General features: G+C 35.9%; 24 protein-coding genes, 1 tRNA gene and 1 pseudogene. 13 read left to right on the top strand and 13 right to left on the bottom strand.

What is annotated here, in order from left to right:
- The 10 genes from DD829_RS24145 to DD829_RS12705 form a co-directional block, all read right to left on the bottom strand.
- Positions 1-225, bottom strand: a 225-nt coding sequence (locus DD829_RS24145) for a hypothetical protein (protein ID WP_228408191.1), incomplete at its 3' end; no start/stop codon positions are given.
- Positions 209-1,426, bottom strand: a complete 1,218-nt coding sequence (locus DD829_RS12740; RefSeq protein WP_116547806.1) for an ABC-three component system protein — start codon at positions 1,424-1,426, stop codon at positions 209-211. The genes DD829_RS24145 and DD829_RS12740, both read right to left, overlap by 17 nt.
- Positions 1,427-1,516: 90 nt before the next feature.
- Entirely contained in the window at positions 1,517-1,873 is a 357-nt protein-coding gene (locus DD829_RS24140; protein ID WP_228408190.1) for a hypothetical protein, read from the bottom strand.
- Complete coding sequence (locus DD829_RS24135; RefSeq protein ID WP_228408189.1) at positions 1,870-2,271, bottom strand: tRNA(His) guanylyltransferase Thg1 family protein; 402 nt, start codon at positions 2,269-2,271, stop codon at positions 1,870-1,872. Before DD829_RS24135 ends, DD829_RS24140 begins: the two co-directional genes overlap by 4 nt.
- Complete coding sequence (locus DD829_RS12730; RefSeq protein WP_108409344.1) at positions 2,261-2,695, bottom strand: AAA family ATPase; 435 nt, start codon at positions 2,693-2,695, stop codon at positions 2,261-2,263. The genes DD829_RS24135 and DD829_RS12730 overlap by 11 nt, the downstream gene beginning before the upstream one ends.
- 2 nt (positions 2,696-2,697) lie before the next feature.
- Positions 2,698-3,429: an ATP-grasp domain-containing protein gene (locus DD829_RS12725; RefSeq protein WP_108409343.1), complete on the bottom strand. Its 732-nt coding sequence runs from the start codon at positions 3,427-3,429 to the stop codon at positions 2,698-2,700.
- A 16-nt stretch (positions 3,430-3,445) separates the two neighbouring features.
- A complete protein-coding gene (locus tag DD829_RS12720; RefSeq protein ID WP_108409342.1) occupies positions 3,446-4,195 on the bottom strand; it encodes a DNA polymerase beta superfamily protein in 750 nt (249 codons plus the stop codon).
- A gap of 287 nt (positions 4,196-4,482) precedes the next feature.
- The gene (locus DD829_RS12715; protein WP_108409341.1) at positions 4,483-6,234 is read right to left on the bottom strand and encodes a hypothetical protein; all 1,752 of its coding nucleotides are present in this window, start codon (positions 6,232-6,234) and stop codon (positions 4,483-4,485) included.
- Between the two features lie 300 nt (positions 6,235-6,534).
- Positions 6,535-6,643, bottom strand: a tRNA-OTHER gene (locus DD829_RS12710).
- 265 nt (positions 6,644-6,908) lie between these two features.
- Entirely contained in the window at positions 6,909-8,291 is a 1,383-nt protein-coding gene (locus DD829_RS12705) for an RtcB family protein (protein ID WP_108408566.1), read from the bottom strand.
- 356 nt (positions 8,292-8,647) lie between these two features.
- Between DD829_RS12705 and DD829_RS12700 the strand changes: the two genes are divergently transcribed.
- From DD829_RS12700 to DD829_RS23605, 3 genes are all read left to right on the top strand, one after another.
- Entirely contained in the window at positions 8,648-8,980 is a 333-nt protein-coding gene (locus tag DD829_RS12700) for a HopJ type III effector protein (RefSeq protein ID WP_108408567.1), read from the top strand.
- A 260-nt stretch (positions 8,981-9,240) separates the two neighbouring features.
- On the top strand, positions 9,241-10,263 hold the full coding sequence (locus DD829_RS12695; protein ID WP_108408568.1) for a helix-turn-helix transcriptional regulator: 1,023 nt from the start codon (positions 9,241-9,243) through the stop codon (positions 10,261-10,263).
- 52 nt (positions 10,264-10,315) lie between these two features.
- The gene (locus tag DD829_RS23605) at positions 10,316-10,459 is read left to right on the top strand and encodes a hypothetical protein (RefSeq protein ID WP_165763009.1); all 144 of its coding nucleotides are present in this window, start codon (positions 10,316-10,318) and stop codon (positions 10,457-10,459) included.
- 381 nt (positions 10,460-10,840) lie between these two features.
- On the opposite strand, the gene DD829_RS12690 is transcribed toward DD829_RS23605, so the two are convergent.
- Both DD829_RS12690 and DD829_RS12685 read right to left on the bottom strand, forming a co-directional pair.
- Positions 10,841-12,025: a DUF1501 domain-containing protein gene (locus DD829_RS12690; protein ID WP_108408569.1), complete on the bottom strand. Its 1,185-nt coding sequence runs from the start codon at positions 12,023-12,025 to the stop codon at positions 10,841-10,843.
- 90 nt (positions 12,026-12,115) lie between these two features.
- Positions 12,116-13,501, bottom strand: a complete 1,386-nt coding sequence (locus tag DD829_RS12685; protein ID WP_108408570.1) for a DUF1800 family protein — start codon at positions 13,499-13,501, stop codon at positions 12,116-12,118.
- Positions 13,502-13,785: 284 nt separating this feature from the next.
- Between DD829_RS12685 and DD829_RS12680 the strand changes: the two genes are divergently transcribed.
- The 7 genes from DD829_RS12680 to DD829_RS12650 all read left to right on the top strand — a co-directional run bounded on the left by DD829_RS12680 (position 13,786) and on the right by DD829_RS12650 (position 20,766).
- Positions 13,786-14,349: a hypothetical protein gene (locus DD829_RS12680; RefSeq protein WP_108409462.1), complete on the top strand. Its 564-nt coding sequence runs from the start codon at positions 13,786-13,788 to the stop codon at positions 14,347-14,349.
- A gap of 114 nt (positions 14,350-14,463) precedes the next feature.
- Complete coding sequence (locus tag DD829_RS12675; RefSeq protein WP_108409463.1) at positions 14,464-15,510, top strand: glucokinase; 1,047 nt, start codon at positions 14,464-14,466, stop codon at positions 15,508-15,510.
- 154 nt (positions 15,511-15,664) lie between these two features.
- Complete coding sequence (locus DD829_RS12670) at positions 15,665-16,231, top strand: YceI family protein (protein ID WP_076395478.1); 567 nt, start codon at positions 15,665-15,667, stop codon at positions 16,229-16,231.
- Positions 16,232-16,309: 78 nt separating this feature from the next.
- Entirely contained in the window at positions 16,310-16,942 is a 633-nt protein-coding gene (locus DD829_RS12665; RefSeq protein ID WP_076395480.1) for a YceI family protein, read from the top strand.
- Positions 16,943-17,023: 81 nt separating this feature from the next.
- The gene (locus DD829_RS12660) at positions 17,024-17,665 is read left to right on the top strand and encodes an alpha/beta hydrolase (RefSeq protein WP_108411297.1); all 642 of its coding nucleotides are present in this window, start codon (positions 17,024-17,026) and stop codon (positions 17,663-17,665) included.
- A 109-nt stretch (positions 17,666-17,774) separates the two neighbouring features.
- Positions 17,775-19,118, top strand: a complete 1,344-nt coding sequence (locus tag DD829_RS12655) for an ammonium transporter (RefSeq protein ID WP_087711437.1) — start codon at positions 17,775-17,777, stop codon at positions 19,116-19,118.
- Positions 19,119-19,347: 229 nt separating this feature from the next.
- Complete coding sequence (locus DD829_RS12650) at positions 19,348-20,766, top strand: L-serine ammonia-lyase (protein WP_108411298.1); 1,419 nt, start codon at positions 19,348-19,350, stop codon at positions 20,764-20,766.
- A gap of 100 nt (positions 20,767-20,866) precedes the next feature.
- Here the strand turns inward: DD829_RS12650 and DD829_RS12645 are convergent, their stop codons facing one another.
- Complete coding sequence (locus tag DD829_RS12645; protein WP_108411299.1) at positions 20,867-21,952, bottom strand: endonuclease/exonuclease/phosphatase family protein; 1,086 nt, start codon at positions 21,950-21,952, stop codon at positions 20,867-20,869.
- A gap of 135 nt (positions 21,953-22,087) precedes the next feature.
- On the opposite strand from DD829_RS12645, the gene DD829_RS12640 reads away from it, so the two are divergent.
- The 3 genes and pseudogenes from DD829_RS12640 (at position 22,088) to bla (ending at position 23,788) form a co-directional block, all read left to right on the top strand.
- Positions 22,088-22,531 (top strand): nuclear transport factor 2 family protein, encoded by a 444-nt coding sequence (locus DD829_RS12640; protein WP_108411057.1) that lies wholly within the window; start codon positions 22,088-22,090, stop codon positions 22,529-22,531.
- Positions 22,531-22,908 carry a VOC family protein gene (locus DD829_RS12635; RefSeq protein ID WP_108411056.1) on the top strand — a complete coding sequence of 126 codons (378 nt, stop codon included), beginning with the start codon at positions 22,531-22,533 and terminating at the stop codon, positions 22,906-22,908. Before DD829_RS12640 ends, DD829_RS12635 begins: the two co-directional genes overlap by 1 nt.
- Before the next feature lie 15 nt (positions 22,909-22,923).
- Positions 22,924-23,788: pseudogene (bla, locus tag DD829_RS12630) on the top strand (subclass B3 metallo-beta-lactamase).
- The last annotated feature ends 142 nt before the right edge of the window (positions 23,789-23,930 follow it).

Raw genomic sequence — 23,930 nt, 5'->3', positions numbered from 1 at the left:
GTCTTCAATGATTACATTCAACAGATATTCTAAATCCTTATTTCCTATCTGTACTTTATCTTCAGAATTATTATAATTCAATATTTCTTCATAATCCATAAAAAGTAAAATGAAATAATCTTCCCTTTGATCTTTAAAGAAAGAAAATAGAGTTGAAATTGAATAATCAACTTCTTTAATATCAAAATTACTATGTAATAGAATTTTTTTAATTAATTCCTTCATTATTTATTTGATTAATAAAATTATCAATATCCTTAAAGTTAAAATTACATTTGATGTCTGTAATGTTTGTTTTGCTTTCTTCAGTCAAATCAACAGGAATATTTAAAGTTTCAGGATTCATTATATTTCTAAGAATCTCTTTAACATCTTTACTTTCTAAGTCTAAAGATTTGGTTATAAAAGTATTTATATCCGATACATTCTTTTTTTCAATATTATCACAATATTTATGTAAGTCTTTTTTCTCAGCACTTGTTGAATCATGATTTATTTCTAAATTAATTAAACTTAATTGAAATCTACCATCTCCAATATCATAAGATAAGGAATCAAATAAAGGTTCTAGATTTGTTTTTTCAAAACATTTGATAATAATCCTATTTAATTCTTCATGTGAAAAATAGGTTATCAAATCTTCAATTGTTCTGATTCGATCTGGCTTGTGTGCATTTAACCTGTTCTTAATGACATTCTTTAACGTGTTAGAATCTAACTGATCAATTTTATTAACATAACTTTCAAGTTTTGTTTTCCACTTCAATTCATTTTGAATATTTTCATTTAAATTATTAATTCTGTCATTAATAGTTTTAAAGAAAACCTTAATTATGTTTATCCAAGCAATTTCTTCATTAAAAGCAGTATCAGCTTCTATGATCCATTGTTTAATCTCTTTTAATCTAAATGATTCTATGATTTTAGTTTGGTGCCTATGCTTTATAGCTTTGTGTATTTTGACTAGACAATAATTTCTTTTTAATTCAATCGTTGATTTATCAAAATCGGGGAAAATATCAGAAATTAAATCATCTATCTTATTGATAACATTATCTAAAGTATACAATCCTGAAATAACATTTGTTGATAATCTGGATTGCTCTAAGGTGACATTGAATTTATCGACTTCTACATTATCTTTATGCAAATAAAGATAATTTCTTTCTGCGTTTGCTGGAAATCTTTTCATCATATCATCCCATGCTTTTTTATATTTTGTGTAATTATGAGTTGTGTATGCCTTTACTTGAAAAGTTTCCCAAATATCAGTGGTTAAAGAAAAATCCTCATCTTCTTCTAATTTTAAGCAGTAGCTATCAGGAATATTACAACCAAATTCATTAATTTTTTCTAGTGCTTTACATAAAGCTACTTCTCCTTGAAATATATAGCCTGACCAACTTGGTGTGGCATCTGTACTCATATTTTCATGTGATTAAAATGTTTCATATATTTTTTGAAATATATTGAAAAAATATAAAAAACCATTACGGCTTTCCGTACCCTTAAAAAATCAATCAAAAAAACTCTTTAAAAACCCACGATATTCCTCGCGAATCATCAATTCCTTTTCCACAAACAATTCATTTCTTACACAATCTACCGTTTGCTGTGTTACAGGATTATAGCCTTGTTTGTTAACTTCCTTATTAAATATTCCGACACCGCGTTTTTGCCAAGACGGAAGATCGTTGTAATTGATTCCGTACTGAAAAAGCAGTTCATTTTTATCGGATGGTGACATTCTTTCAATTCTTTCAGTGGTTTGTTTTGCGTTGAATCCGTTGTTTCTCAACGTCCAGTAACAGTAGGCAGAAAGGGAATTTCTGTGGGAATCTTCCTGTCTCCAGCAAAAATAATCCGCGATCATTTCACGATTCGGAATGGAAATCGTTCTGCAGTCGAAAACACAGATTTCCTGAAACTGCAGGCTGAAAAAAGCACTGGCTTCTCCCGCGAGAACAGAATTATCTTCCTTACTTTTCGGCTGAAAGTCTGGTCGTCTTTATGGATCAGCAGAGAAATTTCATCGCTCTGCGTGTAACCGTACAACACTCTAAACCCGATGGTAAAAAGGTGTTTCGTTGTATCGATCATTGCCTGACTGAATTTCTGATCGAAAGGTTTTTCCAGCGACAGTTTTTCTTTGGTAGGTCTGGTAAATCCTCTTCCGTCGAGCCTCACGATCATAAAGTTTTCCGGAAGGATATACTGTTCCGAAAGGCTTTCGTTTTTTCGCATGACCGCTTCAATTTCTTCAAATTTCATAATTGCTGATTTCAAATTTGTTCTCCATTATTTTCACATGGAATATTTTGTCAAAACCTTCTTCAATCGAAGGCTTTTCGAGGTCTTTGTATTTTGCTTTTATTCCGATCTCGCTGATGGAGTCTTTTCTGTTTTTATTCCGTTCCAGACATTCCTGAATGCTGCTTTCAAAATAATATGCAATGATTTCATATTTGTTCTGTCGGGCAGGTTCAATGTATGTTCTTCTGCTTTCTCTGGTCACATTCGTATTGTCAATCACCATTTTGGACTGTGTTTCAAAACAGTACTGAAGCAGTTTTCCTTCTTTGTTTCGGGTATTCAGCAAATCCATGCTGATCCTGATGTGCGAATTGAAAAAAAGCTCCTTGTAGAAGGAACTTTTTCCGCTTGCGGGAATCCCGATGAAGATGATGATCTGCATTTTTAATTCTTTATACAGCTTTTTACAACAACCTCCAAAGCTTTTTCCGCATCACAACTATACAAACCGGAACACCAAGCCGGATTGGCTTCAATTAAAGCCCAGCCTTTTCCTTTGATGATCCCGAAATCCAGAACAATCGCTTTGGGAAGCGTTTCACCATACTGCTGAATGAAATTTTTGAAAAAATCAAAAAGTTCTTTCTGTTCGTTTTCAGAAAGCGGATTGGTGTCAAAAACGTCATTTCTCCAATAAGAAGAATGGGTTATTATTTGATTATTTAAAACAAAACATCTTACTTCCAGTTCCCATTCTACGACTTCGGAAGTGAAAACCCTGCTTTCCAGATCCAGCGTATCAAAACCTTTGATGTTGGTGACTTTATCAAAAACTCCGGCTTTAAAACTTTTAAAATCCGAACATTTAATGAAAATATTTTCTTCATGCACAAAATCTTTCAGCTTTCCGTAAGAGATTTTCCTTTTGGTAAATTCCTCCGAAACTTTTGAAAGCCAGTCGTCATCGGGTTTTGTTAACGTAAGACTGCACTGTTCCGCTACAATTTCAGCATAAATATCTTCACCATACACCGCAATCACGTCTGCACGAAATTCTTCGGGAACATTCCATTTTGCATTGAATCTGCTCAACTCGTAGGGTGAATTGATGGATGCTTTTTTCAGATTGTTGCTGTCTTCCGTGTACATGGGAGAGAGCGCGATGAGGTTTTTCATGGCATTGTTTTTATTTCTAATGTATTAATATTTCCCTGAAAACCCGCTCCATTTCATTTTTATCCGGGTTTCCTCCTTTCAGACTTTTCGCTCTTTCTTCATTATCCAGTATGGTTTTCTCTAAAAATCCGAAAAGTTCCCAGTCATTCGGATGATGGTAAGATTCTCCTTTGGTGGCTTTTAAAGCGATTAAATTTTCTATTTTCGTTCTTGTAAAATCATCTACTAAGACCAGCAATTCACTGAACAAAACAGGTGGAACCGTCCCTTTTTCCAATATCCATTTTCCTGTTAACGTGGTTCGGAGGCAGTAAAAGTAAGATTTCAGTTTCACCTCATCAAGTCTGCATGCTTCGAGATATTTTTTGCTCATGCTTGAATAGTGATAAAATACCGCTATCGGAGAAAAACATTTGTCCGCCAAAGGTTTGAACAGATCGTAAAATTTCTCATTTTTCACATAAACGATAGGAGAGTAGAACCAGCTCAGCAAAGCTGCATTCGACTTCAACAATAAATGGAACGTTTTCCTTAGATCCCATCCGGAACCGTCCAGATCGTCTTCTGTCATAAATTCTATTGTTTCGTCTTTATCCCACGGCGAAAGATACCAGTCTTTTTCGTGTCGGTATATGAAGCGTATATCGTAGTCGCTGTCCGGAGATGCAAATCCCCACGCGCGGCTTCCCGATTCTACGGCAAGAAGTATTTCTACACCGCGTTTTTCTTCGACTTCTTTTAGTTTTTCTATTATTTTGGGTGTCATTGTTTTTAAATTTTATACAAAATAAAAAACATCCTGCGCAATCTTTTTACGCAGGATTATTTTTTATAGGTTATACTTCTTGTAACGCAAAGTTTTTTATAAAAATCTCTTTTCTTCTAAGGAGCGAAGCATGACGGTATCGCCGTTGATGAAGCTTACGTATAGACATTCGCTTGATCAGATCAGCTTGCTAATCCATTCTCTGCTCTCTTTAATTGATGCAGTAGAAATGAAACTTTGCGTTACATTCTTGCGGTGCGATATCATGTAGATTTAGCCTGAATTAACTATACGAAAATTCTTGTAAAACTGTCTTTCTCCAGATTCTCCAAAGAAAAATCAAAGTCAGCATTTTCCTTATCATAAACGATTTCAGCCCCTAATTCCTGAATCAAAAGATTGAAGGATATCGGTTCGTACCATTGCTGATACAATGCATTCGTCGCCATTACGGAAATTTCTGTATTTCCTGAAACATGAGCATGTCCTGCTCCGAAATTCAGCAATACGAAACACTGTCTTCCGTCTTTTGGCAGCAACATTCCTAAAACGGTCTGCTTTTGTACGGATTGACATTTTGCTTCCGCAAAAAGATGGTTCGGGTTCATCATATAATCGTAAGAAATAGCATCGCCTTTTCCGATAACTATTTTATATCCGCAGTCACTGCTTCCGTTGAAAACGTTATTCATTACCAGAGTCGGAGCCATTAAACCTCTGTTTGCGTAAAGATATTCTACAGCACCGTTTGGCGCGGAAGTGATATCTCCTGAATACATCAACTGACCGGAATTTTGGTTGTAAGCCGCATTCCATCCGATTTTTCCGGCAATATTCAACCCTGAAAGATCAAGATCATAAGCTCCCCATGCATTTTCCCAGTAAATTCCGACCGCTAATCTTTCACCGAAAAATCTTGTTCCCGTCGGAATATTTCCCACAAACATTTTTTCAGAAGTAGGTAACGCAAATTCTACGTCTTCAGGGAAATAGAATTTCTTTCCTTCAAAACGATACTTTGATTTTAAATAGCTTAAGATAAAATCGTAGTTCAGTTCATTCACAGAAGTTCCGATTGATTTTTTCGTCCACGATTTTCCGTTTCGGATTCTATACACAAAAGTATCCTGACCATACATTCTTGAATAACAAGCCGATAAAGCTTTAAACAAAGCAAACGGAGTGGCGTTTTCCAGCCAGTGCAAGTCACTGTTTTCCAGTAACATGTTGGTTGCGTTATTCAAGGGATTCGAAACTAATGGTTTGTGATAAACCTTTGACAGCTTCGAAATTTTATTAATCACCTTTGGCGCTCTGTTTTTATAAGCTAAAAATAAAGGCTTGAAACGGTTAAAAATTTCCGCCATTTTTTCCAGTCCGAAACTTTCAAAAAGAGAGGTTGGATTGAATTTGCTTTGCTTGATATCTTTAATTAAATCGTCGTTTTTAATTAATAATGTTTCTTTTGTGGTTTTGTAGATTACATAACGCAAAAATTCAACATTATTTTCGGGATAAACATCGTAACGGTCGGCAATTTTTATAATCGCTTCCTTGTTTCTGATATTTTCCTTACCTGTGAAATCATATTCCAGTTCGTCGTGCAGAATGGACAGTAAATCATTAATTGTTTCTTCTTTCAGAGCAATTCCTGATCTTAGAATAGCAATACATTTTTCCTGCATTTCTTCTTCGGAGTAGGCTTTAATGACTTTAAAATTCAGCTTCAGATCCGGAATATTCAATACTTCATCCGGAATGTACACTTCGCCCTGAAATCTACTTCCGTAGGTGGAAAAATAATGAAACAACTGTTCCATCAACAGTTCGAATCTCGTACTTTCTTTAATCTTCTGCCAAGATTTATGGAAGGTTTTGTTGAGATCATTTCCGTTCAGCATTTCTTTAGCGTAATAGGAAACAATTTCTTTTTTTGCCCACAATGCAGAAGGTTCGATGATGAAACCATCCTGAGAAATAAATACTTCAGCATCCGATTCTTTTGCCAGTACAGCGTTGAATAATTTTAATGTTTTCATTGTTTTTAGTTTAAAAAAATAAGTGAGGAGTAAGATTCATTAAAAGTGAAGTGTATAGGAACTCCTTTTACCTATAATTTTTAAAAGGCGGGGAGTAATTTTCCAAATAATTTATAGGAACTCCCTTTGCCTTAAAGTTTTTTAAAAAGGCGGACACTTCGGCAAGCTCAGTGCGACATTTTTAGCTAAAATATTCAGCATTAAATTTTATCGAAGATAAAATCCTTGCGCCTTAAAATTGTAGTTGTTAAAATAAATTGCGCCTTTGTGTATATCTAACAATTTTTTTTCATTCTTTTGAGGAACAGGCAGGACTCGAACCTGCGACACACAACTTTGAAGTTTACAGGAACTTTATTTGCCAAAAGCGAAAAGTAATCTGTTGCTCTACCATCTGAGCTACTGTTCCTACCTTATGATTAAAGGTTTTCATTAAACCCTACAGGCTTTTACACCTGCAAGGTTCGGTTATTAGTTTTCTTTTTTATTTTTTTTTTTGGTTAATGCAAAGACGCATTTTTTTTTCCAATGTTTTTAAGACGTAAGGCATTTCGGCAAGCTCAGTGTGAAACTTTTAGCTAATATTAAGTTTAAATTTTATCGGAGATAAAATCCTTGCGCCTTAAAAAGTATAGTTTTTAAAAGTAATTTGCGCCATTGCGGATATCCAACAATTAAGCTTTTCTAAACTTTTTCTTTTTCTTCCACGGTGCATTTTTCTGAACATCACCCGCCATAATACATCCGTAAGGCATCACTTCATCCAGAACTTCACACAGTCCGTATTCTTCAATCTGCGCTCTCACATTTTTTGCACTTTTATAAGCGGTCGGAAGTTCGGAAATATCAATTTCATTGGTGAAGAAACGGATGTCTAATCCTTTGGTTTCTTCTTCAAAAACTTCTTCGATGGTCTTATGCGCCAACGATTTTTTATGCTGACTTCTGCTGAAATTTCTTCCCGCTCCGTGAGGCGCAAAACCCAGATTTCTTTTGTTGGTAATTCCTTTTACAATCAAAACAGGTTCTGCCATATTCAGCGGAATCAGTCTCGGTCCTGTAATATCCGGCATAAATTTATCATCCAAAGGCGTTGCACCTTTTGCGTGGTAGAATAAATCTCCATCTCTGAAAACAAAATTATGCTCGTTCCAGTATCGGTCTTCTTTCTCGATTCCCAATTTATTCAAAGCGGCATCATGAATGGAAATATGGTTTTCTTTCGTCCATTTTCTTATTAACTGCAAGGCTTCCCAATATTGTTTTCCTTCTTCCGTTTCATAAGGGATCCATGCGTTTTCTCTTAAGGTTTCAGGAGAAATTTCCATTCTGAACTGGTTTGCAACCTTCATTCCTTTATCATATAAAGCTGCGCCCGGAGCTCTTGAACCGTGGTGTGTTACCAACATCGTGTTTCCTGTATTTTTGGAAATTCCGACAAACAGGAAATGGTTTCCGTCGCCCTGAGTTCCCATATGAGAACGCGCAATGCTTATTAATTTTTCGTCATTCAGAAAATCATTCTTTTTGAAAGCATCCATCAATTCCTGAGACATCGGCATCTGTTCTCCTCTCGGTCTTCCACCGTATCCGAAATGCGTGATGGAATGGGCTGCATCCAAAACTTCTTTAGGATCTGCTTTTCCGAAATCCGTCAGCATAACAGAACAGCAGATATCTGCGCTATGGAATCCCGGGTGAATCGCATTTTTTGCCACAACCACACCGCCAACAGGAATATGACCTGCAGGACCTGTAGGACAGGCATCCGGCATAATGGCTCCGTTTTCCAGAGTCGGCGTTTTCATCAGGACTTTCATCGTGTTGATTACTTTTTCTACGTTATCATTTTCACTTTCGTGTTCTGCTTTGATGTTGATCACAAAATCTTTTGCCGTTTCATGAAGCGGAATCAGTTCGGGCTGTTTAAACTGTTCCAGATATTCTTTTATCTGAGTTTCGTCTAAATTATTTTCGTTGATGAATTCAATCGCTTCTTTAAACCATTTCGCTGGTCTGTATCCTAATTCGATTAAATGATTTCCGTTAAATTCCATGTGTTCTCTCATTTTGATGATGCAAAGTAAGGACTAAAGTGTGCAATCTTTTTGCGCAGATAAAATTATTTTAATTATTTTTGAGGAATTAACCACAAAAGGCGCAAAAGTTTGCTGACACATGAGTCTCATTAGTTTTAAGTTAAATGATTGAGGATATAGAGCACATCAGATTTAAAAATCAAAGATTTTTGTGAGGAACAAATAAAGCTCTAAAGTGGATGCTGAATCATTTCAAAAAAATAGTGTCCTTAAAGATCTTGAAATGGTTTTTTAAAACTTTTCTACACAGATATTGCTCGATCGGGCGGATTTCTGTTTTAAAATTGAATTATTTATAAATAAAAAATTAAGATATGTTATTTGAACAATTAGAAAAATCGCCACAGGAAATTCAGTTTAAGGATGTAATTTCTTTTATTGATGAACATTACGATTTTACTCCCACAAAATTTACGAACGGAAATACAGTAAATGAAGCCAATCAGAATAATGGCTCCTGTAAGATTTTTAGTTTTGCGAAATTAAATGATTTATCTAAAGAAGAAACGCTGAATCTTTTCGGAGAATTTTACAGGGAAGATGTTCTTAAAAATCCTGAAGGAACGGATCATCAGAATATCAGAAACTTTATAGAATCCGGCTGGGAAGGAATTTCTTTTGAAGGAAACGCTTTAAGTAGAAAATAAACTGTCATTGCGAACAGACTGGAGGTCTGCGAACGCAGTTCAGAAATGACGAAGCAATCTTGAACAATTTGGAAGAGATTGATTGAGTGCTTTCTTGGTAAAAAAGATTTCATGAAAAATGACAACTATTAACCACCCCGTCAAAAAATCCAAGATTTTTCGCCACCCCTCCAGAGGAGGGGAATTTGACCGCCTTATATTAAATTCAACCTCAATCTAAATCTCAGTCTTAATCTTAACTTAAACCTTAACCTCATCGTATGTCATCCAACAAAAACGCGCTCATACGGTACAAAACACTGGATAAATGTCTGAAAAATAAATACCGGAAATATACCCTCGAAGATCTTATTGACGAATGTTCCGAAGCTTTGTTCGAATTTGAAGGAAAAGAATCTTTTGTAAGCAAAAGAACTGTTCAGCTCGATCTGCAGAATATGCGGAGCGAAAAATTCGGATATGAAGCACCGATTGAGGTGTACGAAAGAAAATATTACCGCTACAGTGATCCGGATTACAGCATTCATAATATTTCGGTCAACGAAAGTGATCTGAAAGCCATGAATAATGCGGTACAGATCCTGAAGCAGTTCAAGGACTTTTCGATGTTTAAGGAAATGAACGGGGTGATCCAGAAGCTGGAAGATTCCATTCATTCAACGAACCAGAAATCAATTATTCATTTAGATAAAAATGAACAGTTGAAAGGTCTGGAATATATTGATGTTCTGTATGATGCGATTTTGCACAAGAAAGTACTGAACATCACGTATAAAAGTTTTAAGGCAAGAGAATCGGACTCTTATATTGTTCATCCGCAGTTGCTGAAGGAATTTAACAACCGCTGGTTTTTGATCTGTTCCAATAAACAATATGTCTACAATCTGGCTCTGGACAGAATGGAAGATATTCAGGTTGAGGAAAAGATCGATTATATTGATATGAATCTCGACGGCGACGAATATTTTAAGGATATTGTAGGAGTGAGCGTTTCGCCAACGATGGCTCCGCGAAATGTGGTTTTCTTCGTAGATTCTTCCAATGCGCCTTATGTAAAGACCAAACCTTTTCATGCAAGTCAGGAAATTGTAAGCGAAAGTAATGAGGGAACCATTTTTAAAATCTGCGTACAGCTGAACTTTGAACTGGAAAGGCTTCTTTTGGGGTTTGGAGAAAGCCTGATTGTGCATAAACCGAGAAAACTCCGCTTGCGGTTAGAAGAAAAATTCAAAGCGGCGGCAAAAAACTATCAGAATCTTATCATTCCTGAAGAAGATTCATAATAATTCTTGGCTTAGAAATTGTATTGCATGAATCATAAAAAAAATAAACAGTATGAAATCAAGAATATTAAAAGCAGTTGTAGCAGTAGTTGCGCCTTTGGTTATCGAATTTATCGTGAAGAAGATTTCTGAGAAAATTGATCAGAAAAGTCAGAAAAAAGAAGATCCTAAGCAACTTCCTGCATCCACGAATTAACATGACAAGTAGTTAGATTTAAATTATAGAAAAGAGGCTGTTCATTTTTGCAACAGCCTCTTTTTATTTTTAAAGCTTTCTAAATGATTTTAAAATTTGATGCAAACTGAAGGTTCAACGGAGTCAAAAGTTGCAAAATATGATCAAAATGTAATGATTAGTTATTCTAAATTTGTGTTAACTTTTGCATTTGTATTCATTGATTCTATATAAAAGTTAAAACAAAGTTTTTATGACTGTCCGTGATTTTTCATTATTAAACCTTTGAGTTCTTTGCTGAGTGAAACGCCTTTGCGAACTTAAAAACAGTTAGTATATAAAGAATCTTAGCGATCTTTGCGTTAAAAAGTAGTATAATTAATAACGGATGATCAAAAGCTTTTATATAAAATCATAAACCCCGTTTTTCCAGCCGAGAATTTTAGAAGAGTCTGCTTTCAGCCAGTTTTTAAGGATGGTAGCATAAATTTTCCGGAAATCTTCAGTGTAGATTAAATCTCCTTCATTCAGATTCTGTAAATCGGGAAGTGCATTCAGAATTCCTTTTTTCTTTAAACCTCCACTGATGAAAAACATCTGGTTTGCCGTTCCGTGATCGGTTCCGTTGCTTGCATTTTGAGCAACACGTCGGCCAAATTCTGAAAAAGTCATCATTAAAATATCATTAAAAAGTCCGTTGCTTTTCATATCCGCAACAAACGCTTTTACCGCATCATTGATGTCTGTAAAGAGTTTTTGCTGTCTTTCATTCTGGTTCACGTGTGTATCGAAACTTCCGATGGAAAGATAATACACTCTTGTATTGATGTCAGATTTTATTAAAGAAGAAACGGTTTTAAAGTCTTTTCCGAGCTGAGAATTCGGGTAGGTTTGTTCTGTTTTTTTCGCTTTGCTTTTTTCGAAAATGTAGTCTGCGTTGTTGATGGTGGAACCTAATGTCTGATATAAATAGGAAACCGTTTCATCATCATGATGATGATCGTAGAGTGATTTGAAATATTTTTCCTGACTGGTCTGATAAAGTCTTTTCGGATCTTTAAAGGCAAATGCTTTGTTGTTTTCGCCTTTTAAAGCTAAACTCAGCATATCGTCCACTTCCAGAGCCTGAGTAGGATGATCGCATTTATAACATTCTTCATCCAGAAATCTTCCTAACCAACCTGTGTCAAGATATTCGTCGCTTCTGCTTGCGGAATGCCAAATATCCATGCTTCGGAAGTGAGATTTATCGGGATTCGGATAACCGACATTATTCATTACAGAAAGTTCTCCCTGATCGTACAGTTCTTTGAAATAGGAGAGGGCAGGATTAATTCCGGCTTCGTCCGCAAGCTGCATGGAATTCTGAATGGCAATTTTATTTCTTTCCCTGAAATAAATATCATTTTTTGTCGGAATAATCGTATTCAGACCATCATTTCCTCCTGTAAACTGCAGTACCACCAATATTTTTTGATTGGGTTCCAGTGCATCATCGAATGTCATGGCTTTCAGAAAATTCGGCATCAGAAAAGATGCGGTTGCCAATGAACTTATTTTTAGAAATTCTCTTCTTTTGATTAACATAAACTTAGGTTTTAGGGTAAAGATGATAGGTTGCAGGTTTTAAAGCTATATTTTAACGGTAAGCTAAAATCTGCTACTGCGACCTGAAAACTACATTAACTGATATTCCGGTGTCGACATGAGATTAATGACATTCATTTTCACGCTGTTGTCTGAGAAATTTTTCACCGAATTCATATCCAGAGATTTTGAACTCTGAATTAAATAATCTTCCACATTCTTTCCGTTAAAAATTTTTTCTACACGAGTCCAATCGATCGTAATATTCGGATTTTTAAAATTTTTCGTTAAAGAATTCGTGTTGTTTTTTAAACCCATATCCAAATCATCATCTTCTTTCGGACGGTAATCCAACGGACGTAAACCGGACCAGATCTGAGGAATCTGAAGCCTTAACATTAAAGTCGAACTGTCGATCCACGATTTTCCGTTCGGCCAGCCTGAAACATTGGGTGGGTACAAGAGCATCTGTCCCAGTAACTTCTGATAAACGATGAGGTTTTCAGGATTCTGAATATTCATGGGAAGCGACCGCATGATTCCTGCCATCAGTTCAATGGGAGATTTTATCCGGTTGCCGATATTTTTTTTATCATAAAACCATGAACTCGAAAAAATATCCATCATGAGTTTTTTGATGTCGTAACCGGTCTGGTAGAAACTTTCACTCAGGGATTTTACAATGTTTTCATCAACATTTTCATTCACGAAGAATTTATAGATTTTTGTGGTGATGAATTTTGCCGTTGCTTTTTGTTCAAGAATGATATTTAAAACATCTGTACCTGTAAAATTGCCTGTTTTTCCGAGGAAAGTTTTTGAGCCTTCATCGTGAAGATTTTTTCTTTCTTTAAAATTTCCTTCTTTATCCGATCCCCATCCTGTAAAAGCTCTCGCACCTTCCCGGATGTCTTTTTCTGTATAATTTCCGCGTCCCATTGTGAAAAGTTCCATCACTTCACGGGCAAAATTTTCGTTGGGATGATCTTTTTTGTTCTGCTGATTGTTCAGGAAATTCAGCATTGCAGGAGCCTGACTGACTTCAAATAATAGATCTTTAAAGTTTCCGAGTGCATTTTTTCGGATGACATTTAAAATCTGTCGGTTAAATTTCGGGTTCACCACTCTGGAAGCAAAATGTCCGTGCCAGAAAAATGCCATTTTCTCCCTCATCTGCTCTTTGCTGTTCACCATTTTATCAAGAAAATTCAGATTGAGCTCTTCGTTCTGCTGTCGGCTGATTCTCTGCATTTCTTTTTTCTTTTCAGCCGGAGTCTGATCATTCATCATGTAATCTCCGGTTTCTGCAATATCGGGCGTATCATAATTTACATAAAGAAATGTTTCTTCTTTAAATAAATCATTCATCAGGCTTTTAATGTCTTTTTTATGAAGATCTTCCAGCTGATTGATTCCCGGTCCGAATCCTGCGCGCCAGAGAAGGTGTTTATTGTTGAGTAACGATGGAGAAATCATATCAATTATTTACTTTTTGATGGGTGTGATGGAGTAAGGTTAAAATTAATAACGGTTAAGTATTGTTAATATTGAGAGCTGTTTTTAAATATATTCCGATTAAATGTTTAACCTTTAGCTGAAAATTAAACGATTTTTTTAAACACTTATTTAATTTTTTAATCAAAATAATGAATTGAATTTCATGTTTTTACGTTTTTAAGTATTGTTAAAGTTGCTGTAAAGGCTTTGCTTGGCACGATTTTTACATCTTTCAGCTTAGTAAAATTTAAAAAATCAGAGTTATGAAAGTGTTTAAACAAGCAATTTTATTTGCCGGAATTTTGACTGCAGGAGCATTGAGCGCACAAAGTGCACAGATGAATAATATGATAAAGGTAGGAGCAAATGTTGGTTTAGCAGTTCCTTCTGACAATACTTCTATGGCAGTAGGTGTGGATGTAGCCTATCAGAACCTTGTAACTCCGGGATTCGGATTGGGGATCGCAACAGGATATACACACTATTTCGGTAAAGATAATAACGGATATACTAATAATGATGTAGGAGTAGTTCCTGTGGCTGCTTTATTGAGAATTTATCCGAAACAGACAGGATTTTATTTTGGGACAGACTTGGGATACGGATTTTTGGTAGGTGATGATAAGGTAGCTTCTAATGTTGCTTTAGACAGACCGAACGGTGGTTTTTATCTGAAACCGGAGATCGGATATCACAATCAGGACTGGAATTTCTTTGTGCAGTACCAGAAAGTTTTTGTAGGAAGCAAGGGCGATTTGCCTAATCAGGACTACAATGTGGGTAACATTGGAGTAGGATTTTCTTACAACATTCCATTAGGGAAGTAGTTAGATTTAAATATAAGCAATTATTAACCAAACCTTTTCGAATTTTTGAGAAGGTTTTTTATTTCTAACGAAAATTTACAAAAGATATTATTATATTTGATAAAATTTGAGGTTATGATTTTGAATCCAAAATTTCCACTTTATTTACCAGGAGTAAAAAACGGTAGCAATGATAACGTTTCTATCATTGGCGCAAACCTTCGTGAAGATATTACAACTTTAGGATATTTCGTCTCCGGTAACGGAGGTCTTGAGATTGAAATCCAGAATAATTACCCTACGAAAGAATATGCTTCTTTTTCAGAAATTTTAAAGAAATTTATTCAGGACAACCATCTGGAAAACGTGAAAAGGCTTGGAATAGCGGTTCCGGGACCTGTTTTGAACGGAAAAAGCAGTCCGGCAAGATTAGGCTGGAATCTGGATGTAGAAGAATACAAAAGAGATTTCGGATTCGAAAAAGTGGATATGCTGAACGACCTGGAAGCTTCGGCTTACGGAATGGGGCTTTTAGAAGATGCAGATCTTGATCCGATCTACACAAGCGGACACCTCGAAAACGGAAACGTAGCAATTCTTGCTCCGGGAAATGGTCTGGGTGAAGCCGGATATTTCTTCGACGGAAAATATCTGAGACCTTTTGCAACCGAAGGAGGACATTCAGAATTTTCTCCGAGAACAAACGTTGAGGTAGAATTTTATCAGTTCCTGAATAATATTTACGGAATTGTAAGCTGGGAAAATGTATTGTCTAAAGGAGGTTTATTCAATATTTACAGATTCCTGAGAGATGTTAAAAGACATCCGGAACCGGAATGGCTTGCCGATCGTTTCGCAAATGGCAACTTTGCAGAAGAACTGTACAAAGCTGCAATAGAAGAAGATGTACTGATCTGTAAGATTGCACTGGACACTTTCCTTGAATTTTTAGCAAGAGAAGCCAACAATCTTACGCTGAAATTAAAAGCGACAGGCGGTTTATTTATCTCCGGAGATATTCCGCAGATTATTGCAGATTACATCAACAAGGATAAATTTTACGAAAAATTTAAAATCAGCGATAAGATGGAAGAAATGCTGAGAAATATTCCGATTTATCTGAACAGAAATCCGAATACGGCACTGAATGGTGCAGCACTTTACACCGCTTACTATCAATAATAAAACAAGGCTCCGAAGAAATTCGGAGTTTTTTTATGGATGATATTACTCATGAAAAAAAATGTATTTATTGATGTACATCAATGAAATCTCTCAAAGCAGTTAGTTACATTTGCAGCAGTAAATAACAAACAAGAAAATAACTTTTATTCAAATGAAAAAAATATTTTTATTAGCAGTTTTAGCAAGCGGATTAGCATTCGGACAGGCAAAAAAAGTAGTAAGCTCTGATGTACAGTGGTGGGGTTATAAAATCGCAAAATCTGAGGCAAGCTCTCACAACGGAACGGTAAAAGTAAAATCCGGAGAAATGGTATTGAAAGGAAACCAGTTGGTTGGCGGTTCTTTCGTATTGGATATGACTTCTATCAACGCAACAGATCTTTCCGGAGAATATCAGCAGAAACTGAACGGTCACCTTAAAAACGGAGATTTCTTCGAAGTTGAAAAATATCCTACGGCAACTTTCAAAATCACCGGAGTAAAGAAAAACAACGATAAAGTGTATACTTCTTTAGTTACAGGAAACTTAACGGTAAAAGGAAAAACCAACGCTATTTCTTTCCCTGCAAAAATTACATACGCAAACGGAACAGTAAGCTTAATGTCTAACAAATTCTCTATCGACAGACAGAAATTTGATGTGGCTTACAAATCTACAATGCAGGATGTTCTTGTGAAAGATGATATGGATTTGCTTGTAAAGGTAACAGCTAAATAATTTAATCAAAAAAAGATTGTTAAAAGTGTAGAAGTTCTACACTTTTTTTTATTTTTGTTGAATTGTAAATAAAAAAGAATGAAAAGATTACTATTGTTTGCTATGATGTGCGTAAGTATGTCATTTGTTTTCGCTCAGAAGAAAGGAGATAAAGTGGTAAAAGTAACATCGTCGGACATCAGATGGTGGGGATATAAAGTTGTAAAAACAGTTCCTACTACCCATTCCGGAACCATAAAGCTGAAAAGTGGAAAATTCACTTTTGATAAAACAGTTTTGGTAGACGGAGAATTCGTTATCGATATGAAATCCTTAATGGCGGGTGATGTTTCAAGCCAGGATGAAGATATGGTAAAATTAACGAACGATCTTAAAAGTTCAAATTTCTTCGACGTTAAGAAATTTCCGTTGGCGAAATTCCATTTAACGAAAATTATTCCTCTGGCAAACAGCGAGTACAATTCTACCGTTTACGGAGATGTAACGATTAAAGGAGTAAGAAAAACCATCACTTTCCCTGCAAACGTTTATATTACTCAGTTTACCGTAGTAATCGAGTCTGCTAAATTCTCACTGAACAGAAGAGACTTCAAAGTATTCTACCAGTCTTCTCTGAAGGATTATTTCATCAAAAACGAAATGGATATCCAGTTCAGAATTTCCACAGCAGTTTTGGATAACGAAAACAGAACGCCTGTTAAAAAGAAATAAGGACAACTTTTAATAAATCAAAATGAGCGATTTCTTTGGAAACCGCTCATTTTTTTTGACTGATTTTTTTATTTTAGTAGTATGAAAATTTATGTAGTAAGCGGACTTGGTGCAGATTTTAAGGTTTTGGAGAAAATTGAATTTCCAAAGCATCACGAAGTGGTTTTTATCGAATGGCTGATTCCTCATCAAAGTGAAGAATTCTCAGATTATGTAAAAAGAATGGCGGAAAAGATTGATGATTCGGAGCCTTTTTATCTGGTGGGATATTCTTTCGGGGGAATTATGGTGCAGGAAATCAACAGGCTGAAACCTGCCAAAAAAGTGGTGATCCTCGGAAGTATTAAATCCGATAAAGAAAAATCCCGTCTCATCAAAGCCGGACAGATCACGAAAATCCCAAAAGTTCTGCCTGTTACTTTCTTCAACGAAAGAACTACCAATATGTATTCCGTCGTAAGAAAATTCTTTGATCCCCGAAATCCTAAAGTTTTGCAATATTTCAGGGTAAGAGATCCGTATTATTTAAAATGGTCGATTGAAAAGATCTCAGACTGGAAGTTCGAAGAAAATCCCGATGTGGTACAGATCTTGGCAGACCGCGATATTGTTTTCCCGATCAAAAATTCCAAACCCGATTATGTAATCAAAGGAGGGAGCCATTTATTCCCAATTACAAAATTTAAAGAAGTTGCATCTATTTTAAAGGGGGTGTTAGAATAGAATTTAGTTTTAAAATTAAATTTCAATTAATTTTACAGGGGTTTGTTTTAAATTTTTATTGTTTTTAAAAATTTATCCTTACATTTGAAGGGGTAAAACACAAATTTTTATGACAGTAGGTTTAAAATGGATCGTTTCTTTTGCGATAATTGCTTTGATTGCCGTTGGCGGACTATTCTGGAGTCCTATTACAGATTTCCCGAATACCGGAGCATTTTTAAGCGAAGATAAAATTGTAGGGGCAGATGTTGCCTGGATTCTTGCTGCAGCAGGTCTTGTTTTATTAATGACTCCCGGCTTATCTTTCTTCTACGGAGGAATGGTAGGAAAGAAAAACGTGATTTCTACGATGCTTCAAAGTTTTATTGCTTTGGGAGTAATTTCTATTTTGTGGGTAGTGGTTGGTTTTTCCCTCTCATTCGGAGATTCTATCGGTTTTACCATCAATGGAGAACATTATGGAATCATCGGTAACCCTTTGAGCTATCCTTTTTTCAGTGGAGTAGGAGTATTGCCGCATAAAGCGATGGCTTCTACGATTCCTTTTATTCTTTTTGCTCTGTTTCAGATGAAATTTGCAGTCATTACTCCTGCATTAATTACGGGTTCTTTTGCAGAACGGGTACGTTTCATCTCTTACCTTTTATTCATGGTACTTTTCAGTCTGTTTATTTATACCCCGCTTTGTCACATGGTTTGGCATCCGGACGGATTACTGAATAAATATTTTGGCGTAAAAGATTTTGCAGGAGGCACTGTTGTACATATGAGTGCCGGTTTTGCAGCTTTAGCAGGCGCAATGGTGGTTGGAAACAGAAAAAAACCTCATCATGATCCTTCCAATATTTCTTACGTGATGTTGGGAACAGGAATGCTCTGGTTCGGTTGGTTTGGTTTTAATGCAGGTTCAGCTTTAGCGGCAAATGCAACGGCAGCAACAGCTTTCGGAACCACTACAATTGCTTCAGCTTCTGCGATGATGACGTGGATCTTTTTCGACAGAATTAATAAAAGAAAAGTTTCTGCTTTAGGAGCCTGTATCGGAGCTGTTGTCGGTTTAGTAGCAATTACTCCCGCCTGTGGTTTTGTTTCCGTTGCAGAAAGTCTTTTTATAGGGTTTATTTCCGCTATTGTTTCTAATATAATGGTGAATTGGAAAGCTTTAAAGAAAATTGATGATACATTAGACGTTTTTGCCTGTCATGGAGTAGGAGGAATCATGGGGATGATCTTAACCGCAATTTTTGCACACGGTGAAAAGGCGAGTCTTCTTCATGGCGGCTTTGAAGTTTTTGCCCATCATATGGCTGCGTTACTGTTGGTCTCTGTTTTTACGTTTTTCGGATCATTGCTTTTGTATAAAATTACCGACAGCATTATCACTTTAAGGGTTTCAGAAGAATCTGAAGATATGGGACTGGATATTTCGCAGCATGAGGAAAGTCTCTGCTGAGAAAGAGAATGTTAAATAGTAAATGGTCAATTGTGAATTTATTTAAGCTTAAAAACAATTAATAATTGAATGCGAAGCAAATTCACCATTCGTCATTTACACAAAAAAGATTATCTACAAGTGTTCATATAGTTTTAATTAGAAAGCCGGAGCTGAATTTTCAACTCCGGCTTTTGCATCTCGATTTATCGTGTATCTTTGTGTTTGGGAAAAATGAGCAAATTTCTATATGGAATCAATATCGGTTTTTGAGATTATAAAAGTAGGAATAGGTCCGTCCAGTTCACACACAATGGGACCTTGGAATGCAGCTTCTGCATTCATCAGGATTATTAAAAGAGAAAGAGCAATTGAAGAGGTAAAAGAAGTTTTCCTTGAATTTTTCGGTTCACTGGCAAAAACGGGGATCGGTCACGGAACCGATATTGCCGGAATGTTGGGACTGAATGGTGAAGATTTTAAAACAATCGATACCACAAAAATTGATGAAAAAATAGAAAAAATAAAATCTACCCAAATTCTCAATCTGGGGGGTGAAAAAGAAATTCCTTTTATTTACGGGCATCATCTGGTGCTGAATATGAAAAAATCTCTTGAGTATCATCCCAACGGAATGATTTTCAAAGCTGTTTTTGAAGACGGAACCGAACTTGTGCAGGATTTTTATTCTGTAGGCGGCGGTTTTATCATGAGTCAGGAGAAAAAATCAATTCAGAAACATTGTGTCCGTACCTTATATCCTTGTCATAAATCTTCAGACATTGTAAAGTATTGTGAAAAATTAGGATTGAATCGCATTTCAGATTTAATCTTGATCAACGAAGAAAGCTGGAGAACACAGGACGAGACAAGAGCAGAAGCACTTTACATCTGGCAGCAGATCAAAGAATGCATTTACAAAGGCGTCAATAAAGAAGGAACTCTTCCGGGCGGATTGAATGTTACCCGTCGTGCAGCCGGAATCAACAGGAAATTACTGGGAGATAAAATCTATAAAAATAAAGACGAATGGTTTCAGCAGGTGGTGGAAGCGGAAGAAAATTTCACCAATATCAATAAATGGATTTCCTGTTTTGCATTGGCTGTGAATGAAGAAAACGCCAGTTTCGGAAGAATCATTACCGCTCCTACCAACGGTGCAAGTGGCGTAATTCCGGCGGTTCTGATGTATGCACAGGCTTTTACGGAATTTACCAGCGAAGATGACATTGTGAGATTCCTTTTAGTAGCAGGAGAAATCGGCACATTATTCAAAAAAAATGCAACCATTTCTGCTGCAATGGGCGGTTGTCAGGCAGAAGTAGGTGTTTCTTCCGCAATGGCGGCGGCAGGTCTTACCGAAATTTTGGGCGGAAGTGTCGGTCAGGTTTTAATGGCAGCCGAAATTGCCATGGAGCATCATTTAGGCTTAACCTGCGATCCGATAAAAGGACTTGTACAGATTCCTTGTATCGAAAGGAATACAATGGGAGCGATAAAAGCCATCACGGCAGCAAATATTGCACTGGAAAGTGATCCAGCGAAAGCAAAAGTAACGTTAGATGAAGTAATCCAGACGATGTGGGAAACCGCTTTATCCATGAATGACCGTTTTAAGGAAACTTCCGAAGGCGGTTTGGCAATTGCGGTGAATGTTCCGGAGTGTTAATTTTAATTTCGGTTGATTTACAAAATAGTAAAGTGTTCATAATTTATTCTATAGAAAATCTATTAAGTTCTGTAGAATAAATTATGAGACTTATATCACTTTAATCTTCAGTCACCACTGCATCACGCTCCCCATCTTCTTCTTTTCCTTCCTCGATCATTTCCTCCGCTTCGGCTTTTTCTTCTGCTGTGGCATAATCGATTCGTTCCTCCTGTTCTTCTTCCTGCTCATAATCAATAAAAAATTCACAGAAAACCGGTAAATGATCTGAACCAAAATTATCAAGCGTTTTCAGGTCTTCAATAAAAATTTCTTCACTGTGAAACATCAGGTCGATCGGGAATCTCAGCAATCGGTATTTGGCATGGAAAGTAGAAACAAAAGAACGCCCGATTCTCGGATCGATAAGGTGGCTTGTTTTCCTGAAAAGAATGGACGATTTCGACCACGCTACATTGTTGAAATCTCCTACAACAATCACAGGTTTTTTTATTTCGGTAATTCTTTTGGCAGCACTCAGAAGATCTCCGTCTCGCTCTTTTGACGTTTCTTCTTCCGTTGGACTTGGCGGAGGTGGATGAACTCCGAAGAATACGAAAGAAAATCCATCCTCGGTTTTCAGATGCGCTTCAATACTTGGAATATCATCTGCCACGAAATAATGCGTTTGGGAACTTTCGATTTTTAATTTGGAATAAAAATGCATTCCATATGTATTTTCCAGAGTCACTTTATGCTGAAAAGGATACTCTTTTTCAAGTTTTCGCAGTTCTTTTTCCCAGTCTCCGTTGCTTTCCATCGTGAGGAACATTTGCGGCTTACATTTTTCGATAAGCTGAATAAAACGGTCATATTCTGTATTAAACTGATAAACATTGGCAGAAATAAAATGTACTTTATCTGAAGATTTGTACTTCTGAGAAAACTTCTTAACCGGATAAAGCGGAGTATATTTTATAAGAATGATACTGTGATGAATGAACATTAAGATTAAAAGTCCCTGAAAATACCAAAAGTATGTTGAATCTTTTACAAAAAAGCCTAAAATAAAGGTGAAAACAGTAAAAAATGTGATCTGTATTTTACCAAATTCAGGCACACGGAAAATCCAGTGCGAATGCTGAATTTTAGGCAGTATGGTTAAGATTAATAATAAAACGGTCAGACTCAGGTAAAATGTCCACATATATTTTTCAAATAAACAGATAAATTTAGTGTAATTTTATAAATTTTCAAACGGATTGCTGTTTAAACTTTGTTAATTCATTTGAAACTAACTGTAAATTTTCGTTATTTTAATCATTCAGATAAAAACAATCTTATGTATAAAATATTATCATTTGCTTTATTGTTGGGAGGTCTTTGCTTCGGACAGCAAAATCAGAACTCTGATATTGAAAAACCAATCCGCAATTTATTTGCCGGAATGAAAAATTCGGATCCGGAAATGATGAAATCTGCTTTTGCAGATACCGCGATTCTTCAGACCATTACAAAAGACGGCGTAAAAACCGAAGATATTGAAGCTTTTGTAAACTCTGTTTCCCAAATGGCAAAAGGCGATCTCGAAGAAAAAATTACTATTGAAGCCATCCATACAGACGGAAATCTTGCCAGTGTTTTTACTCCGTATTCATTTTACTACAAAAGAAAATTCTCTCATTGCGGTGCCAACAGTTTCCTGCTCATTAAAAAAGGAACGGAATGGAAGATTCAGTATGTAATTGATACCAGAAGAAACGATAATTGTAAAGAAATTAAGTAATGAAAATTCATCATATTGCCATCATTTGTTCAGACTACGAAGTTTCTAAAAAATTTTACACAGAGATTTTAGATTTAAATATCATTCGTGAAGTTTACCGTGAAGAAAGACAGTCTTATAAGCTCGATCTTGCCATCGGAGATCATTATGTCATTGAGCTGTTTTCGTTTCCAAATCCTCCGCAACGACCTTCCCGACCGGAATCCTGCGGTTTAAGACATCTCGCTTTTTCGGTTGAAAATGTAAATGAAAAGAGAGAAGAATTAATTCATAAAGGTTTGGAGTGCGAAGAAATAAGGATAGACGAATATACCGGAAAAGAATTTTTCTTCACACAGGATCCGGATCAGCTTCCTTTAGAATTTTATGGAATGTAATCTTTAAAAATTTAAATTAATGATGAAAAAACTTGTCGTGATTATTGCAGCATTTGCTTTAACCAATATCAATGCTCAGAAAGTGAATGAACCGAAAGATCATCCTAAAGAATGGTCACAATCTTACGAACCGTTCAGGATTGCCGGAAATCTGTATTATGTAGGAACGTACGACCTTGCGTCATATCTTATCGTTACAAATAAAGGAAATATTTTAATCAATACAGGACTTGCCGATTCGCTTCCGATCATTAAAAATAATATTAAAAAGCTTGGTTTTAAATATCAGGATACCAAAATATTGTTGCTTACACAGGCGCATTACGATCATTTGGGCGCAATGGCAGACATCAAAAAAGAAACAGGCGCAAAGTTATATGTGGATGAAGCCGATGCCGATGTCCTGAAAAGCGGTGGAAAATCGGATTATGAACTGGGAAAATACGGTGTTACTTTTAAACCTGTAAAACCTGATTATATTTTAAAAGATAAAAATGTAGTAACGCTTGGAGATGCGAAATTAACAATGCTTCATCATCCCGGTCATACGAAAGGATCATGCAGCTTTCTGTTTGAAACCAAAGACGGTAAAAAAAGCTATAAAGTTTTAATTGCGAATATGCCGACTATTATCATTGACAAAAAGTTTTCTGAAGTTACCGCATATCCTTCTATCGAAAAAGATTATGAATATACTTTAAATGCCATGAAAAATCTGGATTTCGATGTTTGGGTCGCTTCCCATGCAAGTCAGTTTGATTTACACAAAAAGCATAAGCCAAAAAATAAGTACAATCCGGCTGTTTTTATGAACAAAAAAGAATATCAGGACGAACTCGATTCTTTAGAAAAAGATTTTCTGAAGAAGAAATCTGAGTAAATATAATATTGACTGAAATTAAAATTGATATGGGTATTATTTAATTTTCGGCATAATACTGAAAAATAGTTGGTAGAATCCTATCAAAAACTCATTGTTAGGCTGTTTGGAGGAAGTTTTATGAAACGTGTTTCATAAAACT

It is taken from the genome of Chryseobacterium sp. HMWF035 (assembly GCF_003094695.1).
GTDB lineage: Bacteria > Bacteroidota > Bacteroidia > Flavobacteriales > Weeksellaceae > Chryseobacterium > Chryseobacterium gambrini.
Note: the sequence above shows the minus strand (reverse complement) of the source record. Positions and strands in the feature narration are given on the sequence as shown.

Excerpts from the sequence above, each read along its gene's own strand:
- DD829_RS12725 (WP_108409343.1), bottom strand. The coding sequence starts at position 3,429 with ATGAAAAACCTCATCGCGCTCTCTCCCATGTACACGGAAGACAGCAAC.
- DD829_RS24135 (WP_228408189.1), bottom strand. The coding sequence starts at position 2,271 with ATGAAATTTGAAGAAATTGAAGCGGTCATGCGAAAAAACGAAAGCCTT.
- DD829_RS12680 (WP_108409462.1), top strand. The coding sequence starts at position 13,786 with ATGAAAGTGTTTAAACAAGCAATTTTATTTGCCGGAATTTTGACTGCA.
- DD829_RS12650 (WP_108411298.1), top strand. The coding sequence starts at position 19,348 with ATGGAATCAATATCGGTTTTTGAGATTATAAAAGTAGGAATAGGTCCG.
- DD829_RS12700 (WP_108408567.1), top strand. The coding sequence starts at position 8,648 with ATGTTATTTGAACAATTAGAAAAATCGCCACAGGAAATTCAGTTTAAG.
- DD829_RS24140 (WP_228408190.1), bottom strand. The coding sequence starts at position 1,873 with ATGATCGCGGATTATTTTTGCTGGAGACAGGAAGATTCCCACAGAAAT.
- DD829_RS12740 (WP_116547806.1), bottom strand. The coding sequence starts at position 1,426 with ATGAGTACAGATGCCACACCAAGTTGGTCAGGCTATATATTTCAAGGA.
- DD829_RS12635 (WP_108411056.1), top strand. The coding sequence starts at position 22,531 with ATGAAAATTCATCATATTGCCATCATTTGTTCAGACTACGAAGTTTCT.
- DD829_RS23605 (WP_165763009.1), top strand. The coding sequence starts at position 10,316 with ATGAAATCAAGAATATTAAAAGCAGTTGTAGCAGTAGTTGCGCCTTTG.
- DD829_RS12730 (WP_108409344.1), bottom strand. The coding sequence starts at position 2,695 with ATGCAGATCATCATCTTCATCGGGATTCCCGCAAGCGGAAAAAGTTCC.
- DD829_RS12665 (WP_076395480.1), top strand. The coding sequence starts at position 16,310 with ATGAAAAGATTACTATTGTTTGCTATGATGTGCGTAAGTATGTCATTT.
- DD829_RS12720 (WP_108409342.1), bottom strand. The coding sequence starts at position 4,195 with ATGACACCCAAAATAATAGAAAAACTAAAAGAAGTCGAAGAAAAACGC.
- DD829_RS12695 (WP_108408568.1), top strand. The coding sequence starts at position 9,241 with ATGTCATCCAACAAAAACGCGCTCATACGGTACAAAACACTGGATAAA.
- DD829_RS12675 (WP_108409463.1), top strand. The coding sequence starts at position 14,464 with ATGATTTTGAATCCAAAATTTCCACTTTATTTACCAGGAGTAAAAAAC.
- DD829_RS12670 (WP_076395478.1), top strand. The coding sequence starts at position 15,665 with ATGAAAAAAATATTTTTATTAGCAGTTTTAGCAAGCGGATTAGCATTC.
- DD829_RS12705 (WP_108408566.1), bottom strand. The coding sequence starts at position 8,291 with ATGGAATTTAACGGAAATCATTTAATCGAATTAGGATACAGACCAGCG.
- DD829_RS12715 (WP_108409341.1), bottom strand. The coding sequence starts at position 6,234 with ATGAAAACATTAAAATTATTCAACGCTGTACTGGCAAAAGAATCGGAT.
- DD829_RS12690 (WP_108408569.1), bottom strand. The coding sequence starts at position 12,025 with ATGTTAATCAAAAGAAGAGAATTTCTAAAAATAAGTTCATTGGCAACC.
- DD829_RS12640 (WP_108411057.1), top strand. The coding sequence starts at position 22,088 with ATGTATAAAATATTATCATTTGCTTTATTGTTGGGAGGTCTTTGCTTC.
- DD829_RS12645 (WP_108411299.1), bottom strand. The coding sequence starts at position 21,952 with ATGTGGACATTTTACCTGAGTCTGACCGTTTTATTATTAATCTTAACC.
- DD829_RS12660 (WP_108411297.1), top strand. The coding sequence starts at position 17,024 with ATGAAAATTTATGTAGTAAGCGGACTTGGTGCAGATTTTAAGGTTTTG.
- DD829_RS12655 (WP_087711437.1), top strand. The coding sequence starts at position 17,775 with ATGACAGTAGGTTTAAAATGGATCGTTTCTTTTGCGATAATTGCTTTG.
- DD829_RS12685 (WP_108408570.1), bottom strand. The coding sequence starts at position 13,501 with ATGATTTCTCCATCGTTACTCAACAATAAACACCTTCTCTGGCGCGCA.